This window comes from Exiguobacterium sp. 17-1 (genome assembly GCF_023096305.1).
Classification (GTDB): domain Bacteria; phylum Bacillota; class Bacilli; order Exiguobacteriales; family Exiguobacteriaceae; genus Exiguobacterium_A; species Exiguobacterium_A sibiricum_A.
Genome location: NZ_JALIGJ010000002.1, coordinates 86,657 through 102,937 on the forward strand (window position 1 = coordinate 86,657; position 16,281 = coordinate 102,937).

15 protein-coding genes and 1 riboswitch are annotated in these 16,281 nt (G+C 49.2%); of the genes, 10 read left to right on the forward strand and 5 right to left on the reverse strand.

The features are described 5' to 3' along the window. Nucleotides 1–147 precede the first annotated feature (147 nt). On the reverse strand, nucleotides 148–549 hold the full coding sequence (locus MUN34_RS05960) for a CoA-binding protein (RefSeq protein WP_026828265.1): 402 nt from the start codon (nucleotides 547–549) through the stop codon (nucleotides 148–150). A 424-nt stretch (nucleotides 550–973) separates the two neighbouring features. Here MUN34_RS05960 and MUN34_RS05965 point away from each other — a divergent pair, with 424 nt between their 5' ends. From MUN34_RS05965 to MUN34_RS06000, 8 genes are all read left to right on the forward strand, one after another. Further along, entirely contained in the window at nucleotides 974–2,014 is a 1,041-nt protein-coding gene (locus MUN34_RS05965; protein WP_233550644.1) for a tyrosine-type recombinase/integrase, read from the forward strand. A 41-nt stretch (nucleotides 2,015–2,055) separates the two neighbouring features. Then, a complete protein-coding gene (locus MUN34_RS05970) occupies nucleotides 2,056–4,686 on the forward strand; it encodes a DEAD/DEAH box helicase (protein ID WP_247857106.1) in 2,631 nt (876 codons plus the stop codon). Between the two features lie 350 nt (nucleotides 4,687–5,036). Continuing rightward, the gene (locus MUN34_RS05975; protein WP_026828270.1) at nucleotides 5,037–5,714 is read left to right on the forward strand and encodes a 50S ribosomal protein L25/general stress protein Ctc; all 678 of its coding nucleotides are present in this window, start codon (nucleotides 5,037–5,039) and stop codon (nucleotides 5,712–5,714) included. A 91-nt stretch (nucleotides 5,715–5,805) separates the two neighbouring features. Continuing rightward, a riboswitch (TPP riboswitch) is annotated at nucleotides 5,806–5,904 on the forward strand. 105 nt (nucleotides 5,905–6,009) lie between these two features. Then, on the forward strand, nucleotides 6,010–6,585 hold the full coding sequence (locus MUN34_RS05980) for an ECF transporter S component (protein ID WP_247857107.1): 576 nt from the start codon (nucleotides 6,010–6,012) through the stop codon (nucleotides 6,583–6,585). Beyond that, on the forward strand, nucleotides 6,582–8,141 hold the full coding sequence (locus MUN34_RS05985; RefSeq protein ID WP_247857108.1) for an ABC transporter ATP-binding protein: 1,560 nt from the start codon (nucleotides 6,582–6,584) through the stop codon (nucleotides 8,139–8,141). Before MUN34_RS05980 ends, MUN34_RS05985 begins: the two co-directional genes overlap by 4 nt. Continuing rightward, nucleotides 8,107–8,832, forward strand: coding sequence for an energy-coupling factor transporter transmembrane component T family protein (locus MUN34_RS05990; protein WP_247857109.1), 726 nt, complete (start codon nucleotides 8,107–8,109; stop codon nucleotides 8,830–8,832). Before MUN34_RS05985 ends, MUN34_RS05990 begins: the two co-directional genes overlap by 35 nt. 78 nt (nucleotides 8,833–8,910) lie before the next feature. Then, nucleotides 8,911–9,951, forward strand: a complete 1,041-nt coding sequence (locus tag MUN34_RS05995; protein WP_247857110.1) for an NAD(P)/FAD-dependent oxidoreductase — start codon at nucleotides 8,911–8,913, stop codon at nucleotides 9,949–9,951. Nucleotides 9,952–10,097: 146 nt separating this feature from the next. Then, nucleotides 10,098–11,336 (forward strand): hypothetical protein, encoded by a 1,239-nt coding sequence (locus MUN34_RS06000; RefSeq protein ID WP_247857111.1) that lies wholly within the window; start codon nucleotides 10,098–10,100, stop codon nucleotides 11,334–11,336. A gap of 107 nt (nucleotides 11,337–11,443) precedes the next feature. Here MUN34_RS06000 and MUN34_RS06005 read toward each other — a convergent pair whose 3' ends face one another. Continuing rightward, nucleotides 11,444–12,262 (reverse strand): alpha/beta fold hydrolase, encoded by an 819-nt coding sequence (locus MUN34_RS06005; RefSeq protein WP_247857112.1) that lies wholly within the window; start codon nucleotides 12,260–12,262, stop codon nucleotides 11,444–11,446. A gap of 166 nt (nucleotides 12,263–12,428) precedes the next feature. Between MUN34_RS06005 and MUN34_RS06010 the strand changes: the two genes are divergently transcribed. Both MUN34_RS06010 and MUN34_RS06015 read left to right on the forward strand, forming a co-directional pair. Further along, the gene (locus tag MUN34_RS06010) at nucleotides 12,429–13,673 is read left to right on the forward strand and encodes a hypothetical protein (protein WP_247857113.1); all 1,245 of its coding nucleotides are present in this window, start codon (nucleotides 12,429–12,431) and stop codon (nucleotides 13,671–13,673) included. A 2-nt stretch (nucleotides 13,674–13,675) separates the two neighbouring features. Next, the gene (locus MUN34_RS06015; RefSeq protein WP_247857114.1) at nucleotides 13,676–14,896 is read left to right on the forward strand and encodes a hypothetical protein; all 1,221 of its coding nucleotides are present in this window, start codon (nucleotides 13,676–13,678) and stop codon (nucleotides 14,894–14,896) included. A 1-nt stretch (nucleotide 14,897) separates the two neighbouring features. Here MUN34_RS06015 and MUN34_RS06020 read toward each other — a convergent pair whose 3' ends face one another. The 3 genes from MUN34_RS06020 to MUN34_RS06030 form a co-directional block, all read right to left on the reverse strand. Next, nucleotides 14,898–15,128 (reverse strand): hypothetical protein, encoded by a 231-nt coding sequence (locus MUN34_RS06020; protein ID WP_247857115.1) that lies wholly within the window; start codon nucleotides 15,126–15,128, stop codon nucleotides 14,898–14,900. Between the two features lie 109 nt (nucleotides 15,129–15,237). Then, on the reverse strand, nucleotides 15,238–15,561 hold the full coding sequence (locus MUN34_RS06025; RefSeq protein ID WP_247857116.1) for an antibiotic biosynthesis monooxygenase: 324 nt from the start codon (nucleotides 15,559–15,561) through the stop codon (nucleotides 15,238–15,240). Nucleotides 15,562–15,632: 71 nt separating this feature from the next. Continuing rightward, nucleotides 15,633–16,244: a hypothetical protein gene (locus MUN34_RS06030; protein WP_247857117.1), complete on the reverse strand. Its 612-nt coding sequence runs from the start codon at nucleotides 16,242–16,244 to the stop codon at nucleotides 15,633–15,635. Between the last annotated feature and the right edge of the window lie 37 nt (nucleotides 16,245–16,281).

Below are 16,281 nucleotides of genomic sequence, written 5' to 3' on the forward strand. Positions count from 1 at the left end.
AAACGTCGAATATTCCAAACGTTCGTTCGTTTTTCTAGTAGTCTGTATCTAATTGTAGGCATCTTCTTGCTATCTGACAAGGATAATCTAGAAAACAAGAAAAAAAGACACCTACTGTCAAGGGGTAGATGTCTTGCCGGATCACGATCACAAGTACTGGTGTTCAATTTTAATACAACGGTTTTCGATGTACGGAATACCGGCACCGAGTGCCAAACTTTCCGCTTCGACACTCGATAACCCGAGCTGATTCCAAATCATGCCGACGTCACCGTGTGCGACGGCATCTTTTGCTGTGTCCGCCAAAAATTCCGAACGACGGAAAACATCGACGATATCGATGTGTCCCGGGATACTGGCGACACTCGGATATACTTTCTGCCCGTTCCATTCATTTAAGGTCGGGTTGACCGGAATGACTTCGTAACCATGTTGGACCAGGTAATCAGCAATCCAGTTCGCAGTTTTCCCTGAATCACTTGATACACCGACGACCGCAATACGTTTTGCGTCTTTTAATAACTTACGAGCTTGTTGATCTGAAATCATGTTATGTCCCCCTCGTGTTAAATACAAGATAGTCTTAGACTATATACCCCATTCGATTTGGATTAAGCCTCGAAACGGGCACATTCACAATGTCCGAAACCAAAAATTGACCAAAACGTCCTGTACGAAATCGAGACGACCAACTCCCTGTCGGAAGGAAGTTCACTGCAACTGAGAGCGAATTTGGAACTTTCGATTTGTTCCTGGAATTAGGTTGACATAATAGTGTTATTGTATTTTAGATGCTGAAAGGGGGTGTTTTCTCGTTTGCATCGAGTTGAATGATTACCCATCCCGATGATTTTCGCTGCAACTGAGAGCTCCCTGTCTGACAATTTAACGTTGCGTGAAATAACTATTTCACGCAAACTAGTGAACCATCTACCAACGTTTGGTATAGTAGTAACAGAGAGGGGATAGAATGATGAGTTTGTTTAAAAACCTAGGAAAAACGGTAAAACCGATACCCCTTCCCGCCCATACGATGGATCTTCCGGGGTATGTCCGGATGCCGGATTTTATCCGGTCCTATATCGACCATTTGGCGTCGAAAAATTTCTCGAAAGCGACGATGCGGCGGTATGTCTACGATTTTGATTCATTTTTCCAGTTCGTCGCGGAAGCGTCGGGAGAAGCGATTCAGGCGCGGGATATCACGCAGGACGCATTTCTTGAAATTGACGGGTCCGGGATTGCCGCTTATGCGGAATACTTAGCGTTAACAAAACAAAATGCCCCGAGCGTCATCAATCGGAAACTGTCAGCACTTCAATCCCTGTTCCGGCATTTGATCGATATCGGTGTCCTGTCGGAAAATCCTGTCGCAAAAATCAATCGTCCGAAACAGGCGAAGCGGGATCCGGTTTACTTAACGAAACGCGAATGGGACGAACTGATGCAGCTGTTGCCATCAAACGTCGAGATGAATGCCCGGGAAGCTGCGCATTATGAGCGGGATCGCGTTCGGGACGTCACCTTGTTCCAGTTGCTTGGGTACAGCGGGATGCGGCTCAGTGAAATGACACAATTGACGTGGAGTGCCGTCGATTTCCACGAAGGGACGATTCGGGTCATTGGGAAAGGTAACAAGGAACGGGTCATTCCGCTCGCGAAACCGGTCCGGGTCGCCTTACGGAAATACGCCGCGCATTACAGTCTGACGATGCGGGGAGCAGAACCGATTTTTCAGAAACAAGGCAAAGCGCTCAGTCCCCGGGCGGTCCAACATATCTTAAAGCGCCACGTCGACCGTCTGCGTCCTGTTTTGCCGTTTTTGGAGCGGAAACAAATCACACCGCACAAATTACGGCATACATTCGCGACGCGCCTGGCGACCGGCGGGGTCGATGTCTTGACGATTCAACAATTGCTCGGACACGAGTCGGTTGCGACGACGCAGGTTTATGCTCATATCGGTGATCAAGAGAAAAAACGGGCAATTGAATTATTTGATAGTGAACGATAATTGTATTATGTCACCTACATCCTAAGGAAAGGAGCAACGGGATGAATTATGGACTAAGTGAACGAAAAATCAAACAAATGTCGGATACATATGCGTTCCGTCGCGGCAAACGGTATGTCGCCGCTAAAAAAGTCACGCTGCGAAACTACCAATCCGGTGACTTGCTCGTCGAAGCCGCTGTTCAAGGCGAAAACCTGTTCACCGTCACTGTCCGCGTCAAGGAACACGGTGTGGATGCCGGCTGCAACTGTCCGTCACTTGCGATGGATCAATCGTTTTGCGGACATATCGTCGCCGTGTTGCTAGCGATGCATCATGTGCAAGTCTACGGCACTCCTGGCGGAAATCAATCATTAATCCGTCCGTTTGCGACGACGCGGCAGACCGAAGACGCGGCGGTGACGGCTTATTTGCAAACATTAAATAAAACGGAACGGGCAAAAATCCGGTTTGATGTCAGCGGTTCGGCGATTGTGATGGAAAGTATCACGGCGCAACAACGTTTTATCATCAGTCCGATGTATTTTGACCGACTTTTGCAAAGGCGTGACCGTTTACGGAACCTTGCCGACGTCTGGCTCAGTCCCCCGCTCAAACAACGACTCGTCAGCGGTCCACCGACGGTCGAGCTGGCACTGGACCGGGAAGCTGGTGGACTTGAACTGCTCGTGACGTTTAGCTATCAGGGGGTTCGGATCAATCCATTACAAGAGACGGATTGGCTCGGGCGCGATGTATCGCTCGAAGGAGCCGTCCTCCGCTACGTGACGGGGAGTGGTTTCTTGGAGCGGAACGGTCGCTATCGGTTAGAGGGAGAGGCGGCGGAATATCAATTTCTGAAAGGTTTGCTCGATCCCCGCGTCGTTTACGGTGAACTCGTCGTCCAAGTGACGGAGAGTATCCGGCAATCCTTACCGAACGGACCGTTCCATCCGCGGATCGATGTCGACACGACGGACCGCCTGGATTGGTTAACCTTCCGCTTTTCCATGGACGGGATTCCGGAAATGGAACTGAAACGGGTCTTGCAGTCCCTTGTCACCCGGAAAACGTATCACCGCTTAAAGAACGGTCAGTTCGTTTCCTTTGAGACACGGGCCTTTCAGCAATTGCAACGCGTCTTTCGGCAACTCGAAGCAGCAGAGCAGGACCAACTTGAAGCGATTTTACGTGCACCGGCTCTGCCGAACCTCAAACATCTGGTCGGTGCCTCCTTCTTGCATGTCCATAAACAATTAACGGAACGGTGGCTCGAGCTGAAAAATGGAACAGGTGTCTACCTGAACTTCCCGGAAGTACTCGACCGCCACTTATATCCGTACCAGCGGGCAGGCATCCAGTTCATGGCGAATCTTGCGGGGCATGACGGGCACGGGATTTTAGCGGACGAGATGGGACTCGGGAAGACGATTCAGGCGATTGGTTATCTCGAGACACTTCCGTCGGGTCGGATCTTGATTGTCGCCCCGGCTTCACTGCTCCATAACTGGCAAGCGGAACTCGCGCGATTTGCCCCGACGAGAACGGTTCACCTGTTGACCGGAGCGCGGAAGCACCGGCTAAACCAAATCGAGACAGTACCAGCGGACGGGATTTTTCTGATTTCCTACCCGTCGTTACGGGCCGACATGGAGGCACACCAGACCGTCGAATACGACGTCGTAATTTTCGATGAGGCACAACACCTGAAGAATCCAGCGTCACAAACCGCTGTCCGCTTGCGCCGTATTCGGGCGAAACGTCGGTTTGCCTTGACCGGAACGCCGCTTGAAAACCGGACCGATGATCTCTGGTCGATTTTCCGGGTCATCTTCCCCTCCTTGCTGCCGGACTTACAGACGTTTCAAACGTGGTCGCATGACGAGATCAAACGATTCATCCGACCGTTTCTGATGCGGCGGACAAAAGGCGAGGTGTTGCAGGATTTACCGAAGAAACGGATTGTTCACCACTATACAGACCTCGGTCCGACACAGAAAAAGCTTTATGCGTCCTACTTATCTAAACTGCAACTGGAAACGTTGCGTCATTTGGATGAAACGAAACGCGAGGACCGGATCAAGTTGCTCGCAGGTTTGACCCGCTTACGGCAGATTTGCTGTGATCCGGCGTTGTTTGTCGAAGATTATACAGGCGAATCCACAAAACTTGAACGACTGCTTGAAATCATTGAAGAAAAAGTAGCGAGCGGACATCGGATCCTGATTTTTTCCCAGTATACGAAGATGCTGGCCCGGATTCGGGAACGACTGGCAGCACGGCAACTTGCCCACTTTCTACTGACCGGTGAGACACCGGTTGAAGACCGGGTCGCACTGTGTGACCGGTTTAATGCCGGTGAAGTCGATGTCTTCCTGATTTCCTTGAAAGCCGGCGGGACCGGTCTGAATCTGGCGACGGCAGATACCGTCATTTTATACGACAGCTGGTGGAATCCGGCCGTCGAGCAACAAGCGGCTGACCGGGCCCATCGATTGGGACAGCAGTCGCCGGTCGAAGTAATCAAGTTATTGATGACCGGGACAATCGAGGAAAAGATGGCGGAATTACAAGATCGCAAAGCACTGATGATTGATGCCGTCTTATCGGATCAGAAGCCGGATATTTTAACGATTCGCGAACTCGTCCGTCTGCTCGATTCCCCCTCTTTTATCGATTCAGCAGATGATTAACCACACAAATCAAAGGAAATCTTAAAAAAATGAAAGACCTTCAATCCGTTGTCTAGCAACAGGTTTGAAGGTCTTTCGACAATCAAATTCAGAAAAAAAGGTTTTAACTTTTGAAAGACAGGGGTATATCTACATTAGCACCGTACAACACGGTCGCTTTTCAATTATTGTTTCTCAATATCAGCGTAATGACCTGGGAGAGAAATGCTACTTACTCACTTCGTTTTTCATTTCTGAATGAAATCCAGTTGAACTAGCATTTAGCGCAAGAATTTCTGTTGGAACCTATTGTTCCACTCCTACATTCATTACCTTTTGAGGGCTATACCAAATTCAAGGGGGAAATGAACATGTCAGTAACATTAAAAGTAGAAGAACGCGAAGTACGCCCACGCTCACTTAGAAAGCAATTACGTCATGAAGGAAAAGCTCTTGGTGTCGTGTATGGCTACAAAGTGGAAAGCACACCGATTTCATTCGATGAAAAAGAATTGGTCAAGGTTGTCCGTGATCATGGCGAAAACGTCTTGGTTGCTCTTCAAATCGGCGGTAAAAAGGTCAACACGTTGATCAACAAGCTTGATATGGATATCTTTACACCAACGATTAAACACGTTGAATTCATCGCTGTTAAAATGGATGAAGAAACAGAAGTCGAAACGGATATCGTCCTCGTCGGCGAAGCAGCCGGTGCGAAACTTGGCGGATTCCTTTCACAAACACTCTTTAAAGTAACAGTTGCCGCAACACCAGATAAATTACCGGAACGGATCGAAGTTGATGTAACGGATCTTGCAATCGGAGATTCAATTACAGTAGCTGATCTTCCGGAAGAAAAAGATTTCCGTGTCGTCACAGAAGGTGACATCCAAGTTGCAGCAGTCGTTGAATCGACACTTGAAGCTGAACTTGAAGAAATCGAAGAAGCAGAAGCTGAGGCACAAGCAGCTGATGCGGATACAGCGACAGACGATTCAGAACAAACTTCTGAAGAGCAAGCTGAAGAAAACAAAGAAGATAAAGAGTAATCTTTTCTCTCCTCCCCTCGTGGGAGGTTTTTTTATGCATATTGACAAGTCACGGCGACAGCCGTACAGTGAAGAAGGTACACATCATTGACACATCCACTAGGGGAGCCAGTTGGCTGAGACGATTCACTTCGGACCCTTTGAACCTGATCTAGTTCATACTAGCGTAGGAAAGTGGAGCGGAATCCTCGTGCTCTTTTTCTGCATCTTGCAGGTTACACGACCGCTCTCTTTTCATAGAGGGCGGTCTTTTTTGTGGTTTCTTTGTGGATGTGCATTTAAAGGAGTAGTGATTATGAACAGTTGGAAAATGAAAGAAATCATCGTCATGATGATGCTCGCCGTCGCGTGTGGTGTCCTCTACTTAGGGTGGTCGACGTTATGGTTACCGATCTCGGCCATCTTCGGACCGGTCGGATCAAACTGGATGTTCGGTATCTGGGTCATTGCCAGTCCCCTAGTCGCCTACATCATTCAAAAACCAGGCGCAGCATTGATTGCAGAAGTCGTCGCTGCTGCCGTCGAATTGTTTACGGGGAGTCACTTCGGCTTATCGGCACTGTTGATTGGATTTGCACAGGGAATCGGAGCCGAGATTGCCTTTGCCGTGTTCGGCTACCGGACGTTTAATACGTTCACCTTGATGTTGTCCGGTGTCTTCGCCGCCGTCGGAAGTATGGTTTACAGCCTCATCGTGAATGGATTTGCCTACTATACGACGACGACCCTGCTGTTGACGTTTTCCCTGCAACTCGTCAGCGGAGCATTGCTCGGTGGATTGCTCGCAAAAATGATCGTCGACGCGCTCGTTAAGACGGGGACACTGAACGGTTATGCGGTCGGACGGCAACGGAAGCAGCGTGCCGCATGATGCAGTGCGAGCACCTGTCCGTCCGTTATCCGGATCAGGATAACGCGGTCTTACACGACTTGTCGATCACGATCCAAAAAGGAGAAACGACCTTGCTCGTCGGTCCAAGCGGCAGTGGCAAGACGACCTTTTTACACGTTCTTGCCGGTCTGTTGCCGGACACGATTGAAGCAGATGTCACCGGTCACTGGTTGACCGAGGGAACGGTCGGGATTTTGTTCCAACAACCGGACGATCAGTTTTGTATGCAGACGGTCGGCGCGGAAATCGCCTTTAGTCTCGAGAATCGACAGATCGCCCGCAGTGAGATGGAGGAACGCATCCAGTTGCTGTTGGCGCGGGTCGGACTTGATCTTGCCTTGACGACACCGATTGCCGAACTGTCCGGCGGGATGAAACAACGGATTGCTCTAGCCTGTGTGTTGGCACTTGAACCAGACATCCTGTTACTCGACGAACCGACGGCACAACTCGACCCGAGTGGTCAACGGACGATGATGCATCTGATTGAAGAATTGCATCACGATCCCGACTTGACGCTCGTTCTGATCGAACATCAGCTCGATCAGTGCGTGACGTTTGCCGACCGGGTAATCGTCTTTGAAGGTGGTCGCTTATTGCTTGATGGCACACCGTATGACGTGTTTCATCAACAGCGGGATGTGATGACAGCGCTTGGCATTGCGATGCCGCTCCTCTACCCCTACGGACTTGAGACTTTACCGGAGCTGTCCGGACAAGCCTGTCATCTGAAGAAACGTCCGGTTGAACGTCGAGCGGTTGGAACGGAGCGGACATTTGAGCTGACGCGGGTCCGTGTCAAACGGGGGGAACGGACGATTCTTAACGATTTTTCATGGACGACCTTTTCCGGTCAATGGATCATGCTCGTCGGACGCAACGGGGCTGGAAAAAGCACGGTCCTTGAGACACTGGCAAAATTACTTCCGTCTAAAGGCGATATCCGCTTGTTTGACACCCCGCTTCGGAAATGGTCGGACCGGACGTATTACCAACAAGTCGGCTTTGTTTTTCAGCAACCGGACTTCCAGTTTCTTAAACAGACAGTCGCCGACGAACTTGCCATCAGCTGTGCTACCTTTGATCCGGAACGGGTCCAGACGGCTTTGCGTCACTATCGACTGACCGATGTCGCGGATCAGTCTCCCCTCGCGCTCAGTCTCGGACAAAAAAGACGGTTGAGTGTCGCGACGATGTTACTGGAACGAAAAGCTGTCCTATTGCTCGACGAACCGACCTTTGGACAAGACGCTGAGACGACGGCACACATCATCGACGTGCTGCATCAAGCCCGGGAGGCAGGAACTACGGTGATCATGGTGACGCACGACATGGAGCTGGTCCACCGTTACGCCGACCGTGTTGTCGTCATCGGCGAAGAGTGTGTCCAGTTTGACGGGACGCCGCTGGAGTTGTTTCAGGAAGAAGCACTTTTGGAACAAAACCAACTGTTCCGTCCGGTATCGTTTCTTTATCAACAACTCGAGGAGGTGAAATACCGTGCAGGAAAACGACACACCGCTCGCACGTATTAATCCGGCGGTCAAGCTCGGAACGCTTCTCTATGTGATGATGTTGCTGATTACGACGTCGAGTCTGCACGTGACGCTTGCCTTATCAGTATTTGCTGCCGTAGGGGTCTGCAGTTCCGGTTGGCGTTTGCCGGTGCTCCTTCTGCGTTTGGCTCCCTATGGTCTCTTGTTTTTATTGACGTTTTGGATGATGGCGGCGTTTGGCAAAGGCAGCACCGAACTTTGGACGTTCGGCTGGTTTCGGATTACGGAAGAAAGTCTTGATCATGCCTGGTTGATTGCGACCCGGATGCTCGCTTTTGTCTTCCTGAGCTTAACGTTCGTCGCGACGACGGACGCGACACGGTTCGTCATGAGTCTGATTCATCAATGTCATCTGCCGGTTCGCCTGGCCTACGGTTTTTTAGCCGGTCTTCGCTTTATTCCGATCTTTCGGCAAGCGATCCGGACCATTCGTCAAGCCCGGCGTGTCCGCCAGCAACGGTCGATTTGGCCCTGGCAAACGTTTTTTGACATCAGTCTGCCGCTCTTTACGACGAGCATCATCCGGTCGGAACAGATTGCGATTGCGATGGAAGCGCGTCAGTTCCAAACGAACCGGACGTATTATGTCCGACCAATCGTCACCCGCTTCGATTTGTTGTTTTTTGGTCTCGTCAGCAGCATCGCGACGTCGCTTCGTCTTTTTGTCTGACCAGCGGGAGATTACTTCCCGCTACATCAGGGAAATACCATCTCAGGTGTAAAGAAATCAAAAAAGTAGGTGAACGTCGTGAAACGAATCATTTTAGTAGGTGCGGGTCATGCACATTTAGAATGTATCCAACAAGGTAGTCATCCGGATGTCGACTGGATCGTCATCAATCCTTCACGCTATCAATATTATTCCGGGATGTTCTCGGGGTTGGCGGACGGGACCTATACGCTCGATGAGACCCGGATCGATGTCAAAGCGTTGTGTGAGCGCCACGGGAAGATGTGGATCGAGGACCGGGTTATTCGAATTGACGCGGCGAATAAACAGGTAGTATGCCAGTCCGGACAAATCCTGTCGTATGACATCGTGTCGTGTAACATCGGTTCGCGCGACTGGGAGATTGCCGGTGCACCGCGTGTGACGATAAAACCGAACTACCGGATTGATCAAGCGCTCGAGGTGTTTAGGAATGCCGTTTCCCCTGTCATCGTCGGCAGTGGCGCAGCTGCAGTCGAGATGGCGGCGTCTTTTCGGTCCGCCGGCAGTCCGGTGACGCTGATTCACGAGGAACCGTTGCTCGCGGGTCATCCGGCTGGTCCAAAGGTTGCGAAACGGCTCGATCAACTGGGGGTCAAACGAATCGTCGATCGGTTTGATACGCTGGAAGATCAAACGGCGTGGTTACAATCCGGTCAGTCGATCCAGACGGATGCCCTGTTATTTTTAGGCGGTGCCCGTGCGAGTAAACTGTTCCAGAAATCGGATTTGTACTGTGACGCGCGAGGGTTTCTGCTCGTACATGAAACGTTGCAGGCACTGGAGGATCCGTCGATCTTTGCCGTCGGTGACTGTGCGACGCTGACCGCGTATCCGGACACACCTAAAAACGGGGTGACGGCCGTTCGTCAGGCACCGGTCTTATTGACAAACCTACTTCGGTTCGTGAATCAAGAGCGTCTGGTGACGTTTCGGCCACAACGGCGTTATTTGACGATCCTTGCCCTCGGCGGTAAACAGGCGACATTGCTGTACGGGCGTCACTATCAGACCAACCATCTCAGCTGGTGCCTCAAACAATGGATTGACCGTCGGTTTATCCGCAACTATACGAATTGATCCACCAATCACGGATGTCCGTGATTGGTTTTTTTATCTGTGTTGACTCCTTGTTCAAAAAAATAACCATTTTTATACAGGTCTGATATGGTAATATGATGGATATAAAAAATAGAGGAGGAATTGTCATTAAAAAAGGGTTACTGATGATGGGTCTGGTCTCCAGTCTTATTTTGACCGGCTGCGGACAAGAACGGTTGCTTCAATTGGAACCGGTTCCTGCCTATTGGACCGCACATGCATTTGCTTCCGGTCAATACATAGAAGAAGAGGTCATCGTGGAACAAAAGAAACAATTGTTGCGGACGTGTATGGAGAAAAAAACGGTTCCTCTACCGAAATCATACCGGACGTTGCAGGCATTCGGCATGGTTTTTTCATTGAATGATTTAGAGTTTCAACCAACTCCGACCGAGGTGGTGTATCTTGCACAAGGTCAGCAGTTGTATGTATCCTGTCGTTCGTCCAAGACACACGAATTGCGTGTCCACCGGGTGAAAGCGGCGGATCATCCATGGGTCCGCTTAACAAAGGGTCAGGATCGCACCCCGATGAAAGCACCGGCTCTCATTCCGCTGACAAAGGAACAACAGGATCGGCATATCTCCACTAATCGGGACACGACGGCAGAAAATGAATTTGTGCGAGACTTGAAGCCGTTTTACGGTCTTCAATTGCCAGTTTCGGGACAATTGTTGTTTGTCATGACCGAGTCCGGTAAAGAACATATCATTCGAAATATTCCGATGTCGTCCCTTCACCAGCAAGCGGAGTTTTACCTGGTAAGCCGCCGACATGCCGACGGCTCGACATCCCGTTCGTTGACCTTTTCACGCTACGATTGGGAAATCATGGACCGGCAAATCATGACAGCATACAAATCTGATCTGATCCGCATGAAGCAATATCCTTTGCCGAAAACCTTACCGTTGAATCAAACGATTCCGTTCGTGACGCTCCAGATAAAAGGAGAGCAGATGGTAGAAGAAAAGACACTCTCGATACGTTATCAGCCGGTCTATCGTCCGGTCGACGAATACCAAATTGAGGCTGAACCGACGCAGGGAATGACAGCCTACTTCCATCCGACGATGACATCGTTTGAAAAAGCGAAACGGTCCGAAATGGTCACCCTGCCAAATCAGCTGTCCCGAGCGATTGCCAAAGAGTTGAAAGCTGTCACACTGGAAGAACCGCAAGGAGCAAACACACCGTTCTCATATATGACGTTGCTTGAAGACGGCAACACTCAAACCTTTAAAGTCTACGTTAAAAAACGCGCCAACAAGACGGATCTTTACTTACAAGATCAACGGACGAAAAAAAGTGCCAGATTGTCAGGTGAGTTGGCACGGCAAGTCAGCGAAGAATTAGAAGAACAGTGATGCTGAGCGGTTTCCTGCTCCGCTAGTTATGATGTGAGACGAGCTCACTTAAAACCCCATCTGCTTCTCCTGAAGGAAAAGCAGATGGGGTTACGTGTTTTTTGCAGTTAGACCGTTTGGCTTGATTTGATGTATGAAACAAGTGTTTCCGTAAACTTCTCACGTTCGTCGAGGAACATCCCGTGTCCACTCTCTTCAAAAACTTCGAGACGTGAACCGCTGATGTTTTCATGCATGACTTCGGCAAACTCGAACGGACAGACTTGGTCTTTTTTTCCGTGCATGATGAGCGTATCGACCGAAATCTTCGGCAGACCGTCCCGTAAATCTTCATCACGTAAGGCAATCGCCGATTGGATTGTACCGTGGGAGGAAGCGTCGACACTCAAGTTATGGAACCATTGCTGGAGCGGTTCCGGATGCTCTTTCGCAAAAAAGATTTCCCCGAATCCTTTCAGCATCGACGGACGGTCCTGTTTCGTGTCCTCGATCAAAGCATCGACTTCCTCTTTTGTCATGCCGTACGGATACCCTTCGCGTTGCGTGAAGACCGGCGCGGCTGCTCCCGCTAAAATCAGTTTCGATACATTGGTTTCCCCATGATTTAAGAGATATTTTAAAGCGATTCCGCCGCCCATCGAGAAACCGAGCAACGTGACGTTTGTTAATTCCAATTGTTGAATCACTTCGTTGATATCCGACGCCATCGTCGTATAGTCATATCCTGTAGCGGGCGCATCCGATTTTCCGTAGCCGCGGTAATCGACGCCGATGTAACGGTACCCTTCTTCAAGCAAACGGTTTTTCTGATATTCGAACATGTTATTGTTTGCCGGCCATCCGTGTAACATCACGACCGGTTGTCCTGAACCGATATCTTCTACATGAATCTTCGTTCCATCGACTGCTTGAATAAATGTACCCATTTCTGAAAAACCCCCATTGAATTAATAGTGTTGTTTTCGTGCCCAATTAGAATATACCCCATTGATGCATAAAACTAACATCTTAACGTTAAAAGGTTTTCAATTTTGAAATTATTAGGAATAAAATGAGACATACATGGTAAAATATTGTTAAAAAAATGAAGAGGTGAGGATCATCAAAAGACGGATACTCAGCATCAGTCTCGTCAGCAGTCTGTTCCTGACAGGATGCGGATTAGAACAATTGTTGCAGTTAGAACGCAATCCGAATTACTGGGAAGCTGTAAACTTTTCGGATGAATTATTTGAACCAGTACCAAAACAACAGTCAGCCTACCTCTTAAAAACATGCGAAAACACAAAAAAGACGGCTCCCCTGCCGAAGCGATACCGAACGCTTGGTGAATATGGACTTTACTTTAACTTACAACAAATCGGCACCTATACCCCACCGATTGAATTGCAATACATCGCAACAGGAGATACGTACTACTTAACGTGTCGTTCACCGAAAACGAATCGGCTGACGGCGCACCTGATTCAATTAAAAAAGCATCCTTGGCTGAAACCAACTTCAGGTCAAGAACGTACACCGATCACAGAACCGGCTTTAACCGTCCGTACATATAACAAGGCAGCAAAACGGAAGGAAGAGGTTCTAGGTGTATCAAAGAACGTGCAGCGTCTGTCAATCGAGTTTCCGGTGACCGGGCAGATCGTGTTCTTGGAACAAGAAGAAGACGGACAACAGAAACCCCTTTTTGGATTACCGGCATCGTTTTCCTATCCGGAAATTGAACTGTCATTTGAAAAGACGACGGATGGGCTGCCGTCTATGACCTATGCACTTGTAATCAAGTCAGACCAGTACTTTAATCAAGAAGACATCGTAAACAGAATGGGCAAACAATCCATTGAGTTGACCTATCACCCGCTTCCTGACGCCTTACCGGTGAACAAGACGATTCCATACGTGACCTTCCAATCAAAAGACACGGAAAATCCGCTGAATAAGACGATTTCTCTGCGTTATGAGACAACAGTAAAAGATATTCGTGTCCGCGGCTTTAACGGGATTGGAAATGATAACAAGGAAATCCATGGATTTCTGCATCCGAACGACGCTGCACTCAAAGACGGAAACTTCCGGCAATTATCTCTGTTACCGGACAAGCTTGCCAAGCAGGTTTCGAACGATTTAAAGGAAGTAACGCTTGAAAAAACCCAAGGGAAACAGGCGGGTATCCGGTATATGACGTTGATTCAAAACGGGAAAAGCCAATCGTTTGAACTGTACGTAAAAGCACGCGCCAACAAAACCGATATCTATGTCAAAGATACGAAAACGAAAAAAACAGCGAAACTGTCCGGTGAAGTCGCAGCCGACCTCCTGACAGAAGTGGAGGAATAACCATGCGTCAACTGATTCCAATAGTGCTTGGAGCCGTCCTGTTGAGCGGATGCAGTCCGGAGGCAAAACCGATCCAATACACCTACTTACCGGAAGTGTATGATACGTTGAACCTGACTGACTTCAAGAAAGATGATCCGAAGCTTGGTGTTCTCATTAAACAGGTGTGCGCGACGAAACCGGTTGCCGCACCGAAAGAGTATGCAATCGGCAAACAGTATTTCGTTAATCTCGTCAGTCAGTTTCCGGAATCGATGGGCGAGCAGGCCGTCTATCTGAAAACAAAACAGGGTCGTTTTTTGTATTGCCATGATTATGTGTCAAAACCGGGTTATCACAAATTGACACGAAAACAGGACCGTTTTTCATCCAAACACCTGGTCACTCCTAAAAATCAGGTGGAGTTTCAGAAGTTATCTTCCAACTTCGAAGAAAGTGTCCGTCTCTCCGGCAGATCCTTGATGAAATCCGCGCGACAGCTGACGGTCCCGACAACCGGCTATCTCGTCGTCCGGGCAACAAATGAACAAACGAAGCAGACGGTCGTCACGAACATCATGGAACTGACACCGTTTGTCGGACCCGTCCCGCTTGTCCTCGAATCAAATATTCAGATTCAAGAACCGTACGAGGTCCAGCTGAACCTGATGGGACAAATCCGTTATCGCGCGTCGATCCATTCGTCGAAAGAGCGAAGTACGATCCAGTTCAAGCAGGCACCGCATACAGACGGCACTTACGGTACGGTCACGGTCAAAGAAAAAACCGGAAAGACGACCCGCTACAAGCTGACCGTCAAGCACGAACAACAACTTCCGCCTAATCTTGACGTGCCGCCGGACGAACTGTACGACGCGGACTATTCTTTACCGCGTTTCGCCCTGTTCCATGACCGGCCGCTTGGAAAGTTGAAATTTGTGAAGGGCGATTTAGACATGGCGGAGCCGCTCTCACCCGAAGCCTACATCGAGACGTCACTCGAAGAATCAAAACGGTTGGTCCGATTGATTGAGGACAGTGAAGAGGCAGAGCCAAAAGGACGATTGGCCGAGCGGCAGTATTTGACGTTACTGAATAAAGGGAAAGCGCAACAGTTCAAGATTTATCTCGACCAGCGAATCAAAAAAACCGATGTCTATCTCGAAGATGTCCACCGGAAGGTCAGTTTTAAGCTGTCTGCTGCAGGACGCGACGTATTGCTTGATACGTACCACATCAAATGATTTAAAATACCAGATGTTCGACAGCGAAGATGACACCGCAAAATAAGATGAAGGCGATCCCTTCGTGTAACCACTCTTCGCGGGTCAACTGTTCCCGCAAAAAAGATGCACAGGCAATCAGCAGTGCAAAAAAGTACAGGTAGACAAAACCGCCGGACAGGAAAAAACCGATGATGAAAATCATGCCGAACAAGACCGTTAATCCTGAAACGATGCCTTTACGTGTCGTCATCTTCAGTCACCTCTCGAGGTTCAGTTTTAATCCTTTTACCCGCTTTCCGGTTTATCCATTCCAGGCAAAAAACCGTCTCTTCCCTATTCGTGGGAAAAGACGGTTTTGTTTAGGCATGCGTATGATCGGCGACGACGGCATATTCCGTCACGGCGTTTGACAGGACAAGCGGTTTGACTTCCGATGTCCCCTCGTCCCGTTTCTTATGGACGCCTTTATAGGCTTGGCTGGCTTGCCAGGCATGGAAATGCGCTTGTTTTTCCCACGTCGTCATGATCGTGACGATATCATGTTCGTCTTGACTGAGGTCGACTAAGACCTGCATCCGGATAAATCCTTCCATCTGCTCGATGCCTTTAGTCGTTTGAAAACGTGCCGCGACTTGGTCAGCTTTCCCGTTTTGCACCCGTAATTGGTTCATTACAATCCACATACTAAATCCCCCTCTTGTTGAACTATATTCAGTATACCGAACAACTAAATCTTCTTCCTACTGAGAGGTCTTCAATCAAGCGTATTCGATAAACGGCGTAACTGTTCATCGCCTTGGTGGTCGACCGCATGAATATCAAAAAAGAGTGAGCGGGGAAAGGCTTTTGGTAAGGCCTGAATCGTATGGAAGCTATCCTTTTGTCCGACATCGAGCGTCCGTTTGATATCAGTTAGCGGTACGGTTCGCTCGTGTGTCCCGACGGACGTGACTTTATACGGATCAAACATTAACGTATCCAGTTTCCGCGACGGGTTTTCCCCGTAAACGACCAGAAAACGATGTTGATCGACTTCCAGTAACCGTCCTTCGAACCAGTCGGATGACTGCGGAGTTTGGCGGATCAATTTGACGAGCTGATAGGACGCAGTCGTTTGTTTTAGCAGGATCAGATACTGCATCGTCGGTGTTTTGACGAATGCGACTAAATGCCGGTCGCCGAGCGGTTCGATCCAGTAGACCTGTTTCGTCGAAAAGGTCACCGCCGGCTGCTGTTTCTGTACCGTCTTGACAATCAATTGTGGTGTCATATCGACGGATGTCGCAGCCTCTTTCGTCTGGAAATAAAACAGACTTCCGCCGAGACCCAGCAGGAAAAATAACAGTAGGAACATCCGGTGTTTCATGACAGTGCCGCATCACGAAGCGGATGACCGTCCGGAA

Coding starts and splice junctions, on each gene's coding strand:
- MUN34_RS05960 (WP_026828265.1), bottom strand. CDS start 549: ATGATTTCAGATCAACAAGCTCGTAAGTTATTAAAAGACGCAAAACGT.
- MUN34_RS05965 (WP_233550644.1), top strand. CDS start 974: ATGAGTTTGTTTAAAAACCTAGGAAAAACGGTAAAACCGATACCCCTT.
- MUN34_RS05970 (WP_247857106.1), top strand. CDS start 2,056: ATGAATTATGGACTAAGTGAACGAAAAATCAAACAAATGTCGGATACA.
- MUN34_RS05975 (WP_026828270.1), top strand. CDS start 5,037: ATGTCAGTAACATTAAAAGTAGAAGAACGCGAAGTACGCCCACGCTCA.
- MUN34_RS05980 (WP_247857107.1), top strand. CDS start 6,010: ATGAACAGTTGGAAAATGAAAGAAATCATCGTCATGATGATGCTCGCC.
- MUN34_RS05985 (WP_247857108.1), top strand. CDS start 6,582: ATGATGCAGTGCGAGCACCTGTCCGTCCGTTATCCGGATCAGGATAAC.
- MUN34_RS06000 (WP_247857111.1), top strand. CDS start 10,098: ATGATGGGTCTGGTCTCCAGTCTTATTTTGACCGGCTGCGGACAAGAA.
- MUN34_RS06005 (WP_247857112.1), bottom strand. CDS start 12,262: ATGGGTACATTTATTCAAGCAGTCGATGGAACGAAGATTCATGTAGAA.
- MUN34_RS06015 (WP_247857114.1), top strand. CDS start 13,676: ATGCGTCAACTGATTCCAATAGTGCTTGGAGCCGTCCTGTTGAGCGGA.
- MUN34_RS06020 (WP_247857115.1), bottom strand. CDS start 15,128: ATGACGACACGTAAAGGCATCGTTTCAGGATTAACGGTCTTGTTCGGC.
- MUN34_RS06025 (WP_247857116.1), bottom strand. CDS start 15,561: ATGTGGATTGTAATGAACCAATTACGGGTGCAAAACGGGAAAGCTGAC.
- MUN34_RS06030 (WP_247857117.1), bottom strand. CDS start 16,244: ATGAAACACCGGATGTTCCTACTGTTATTTTTCCTGCTGGGTCTCGGC.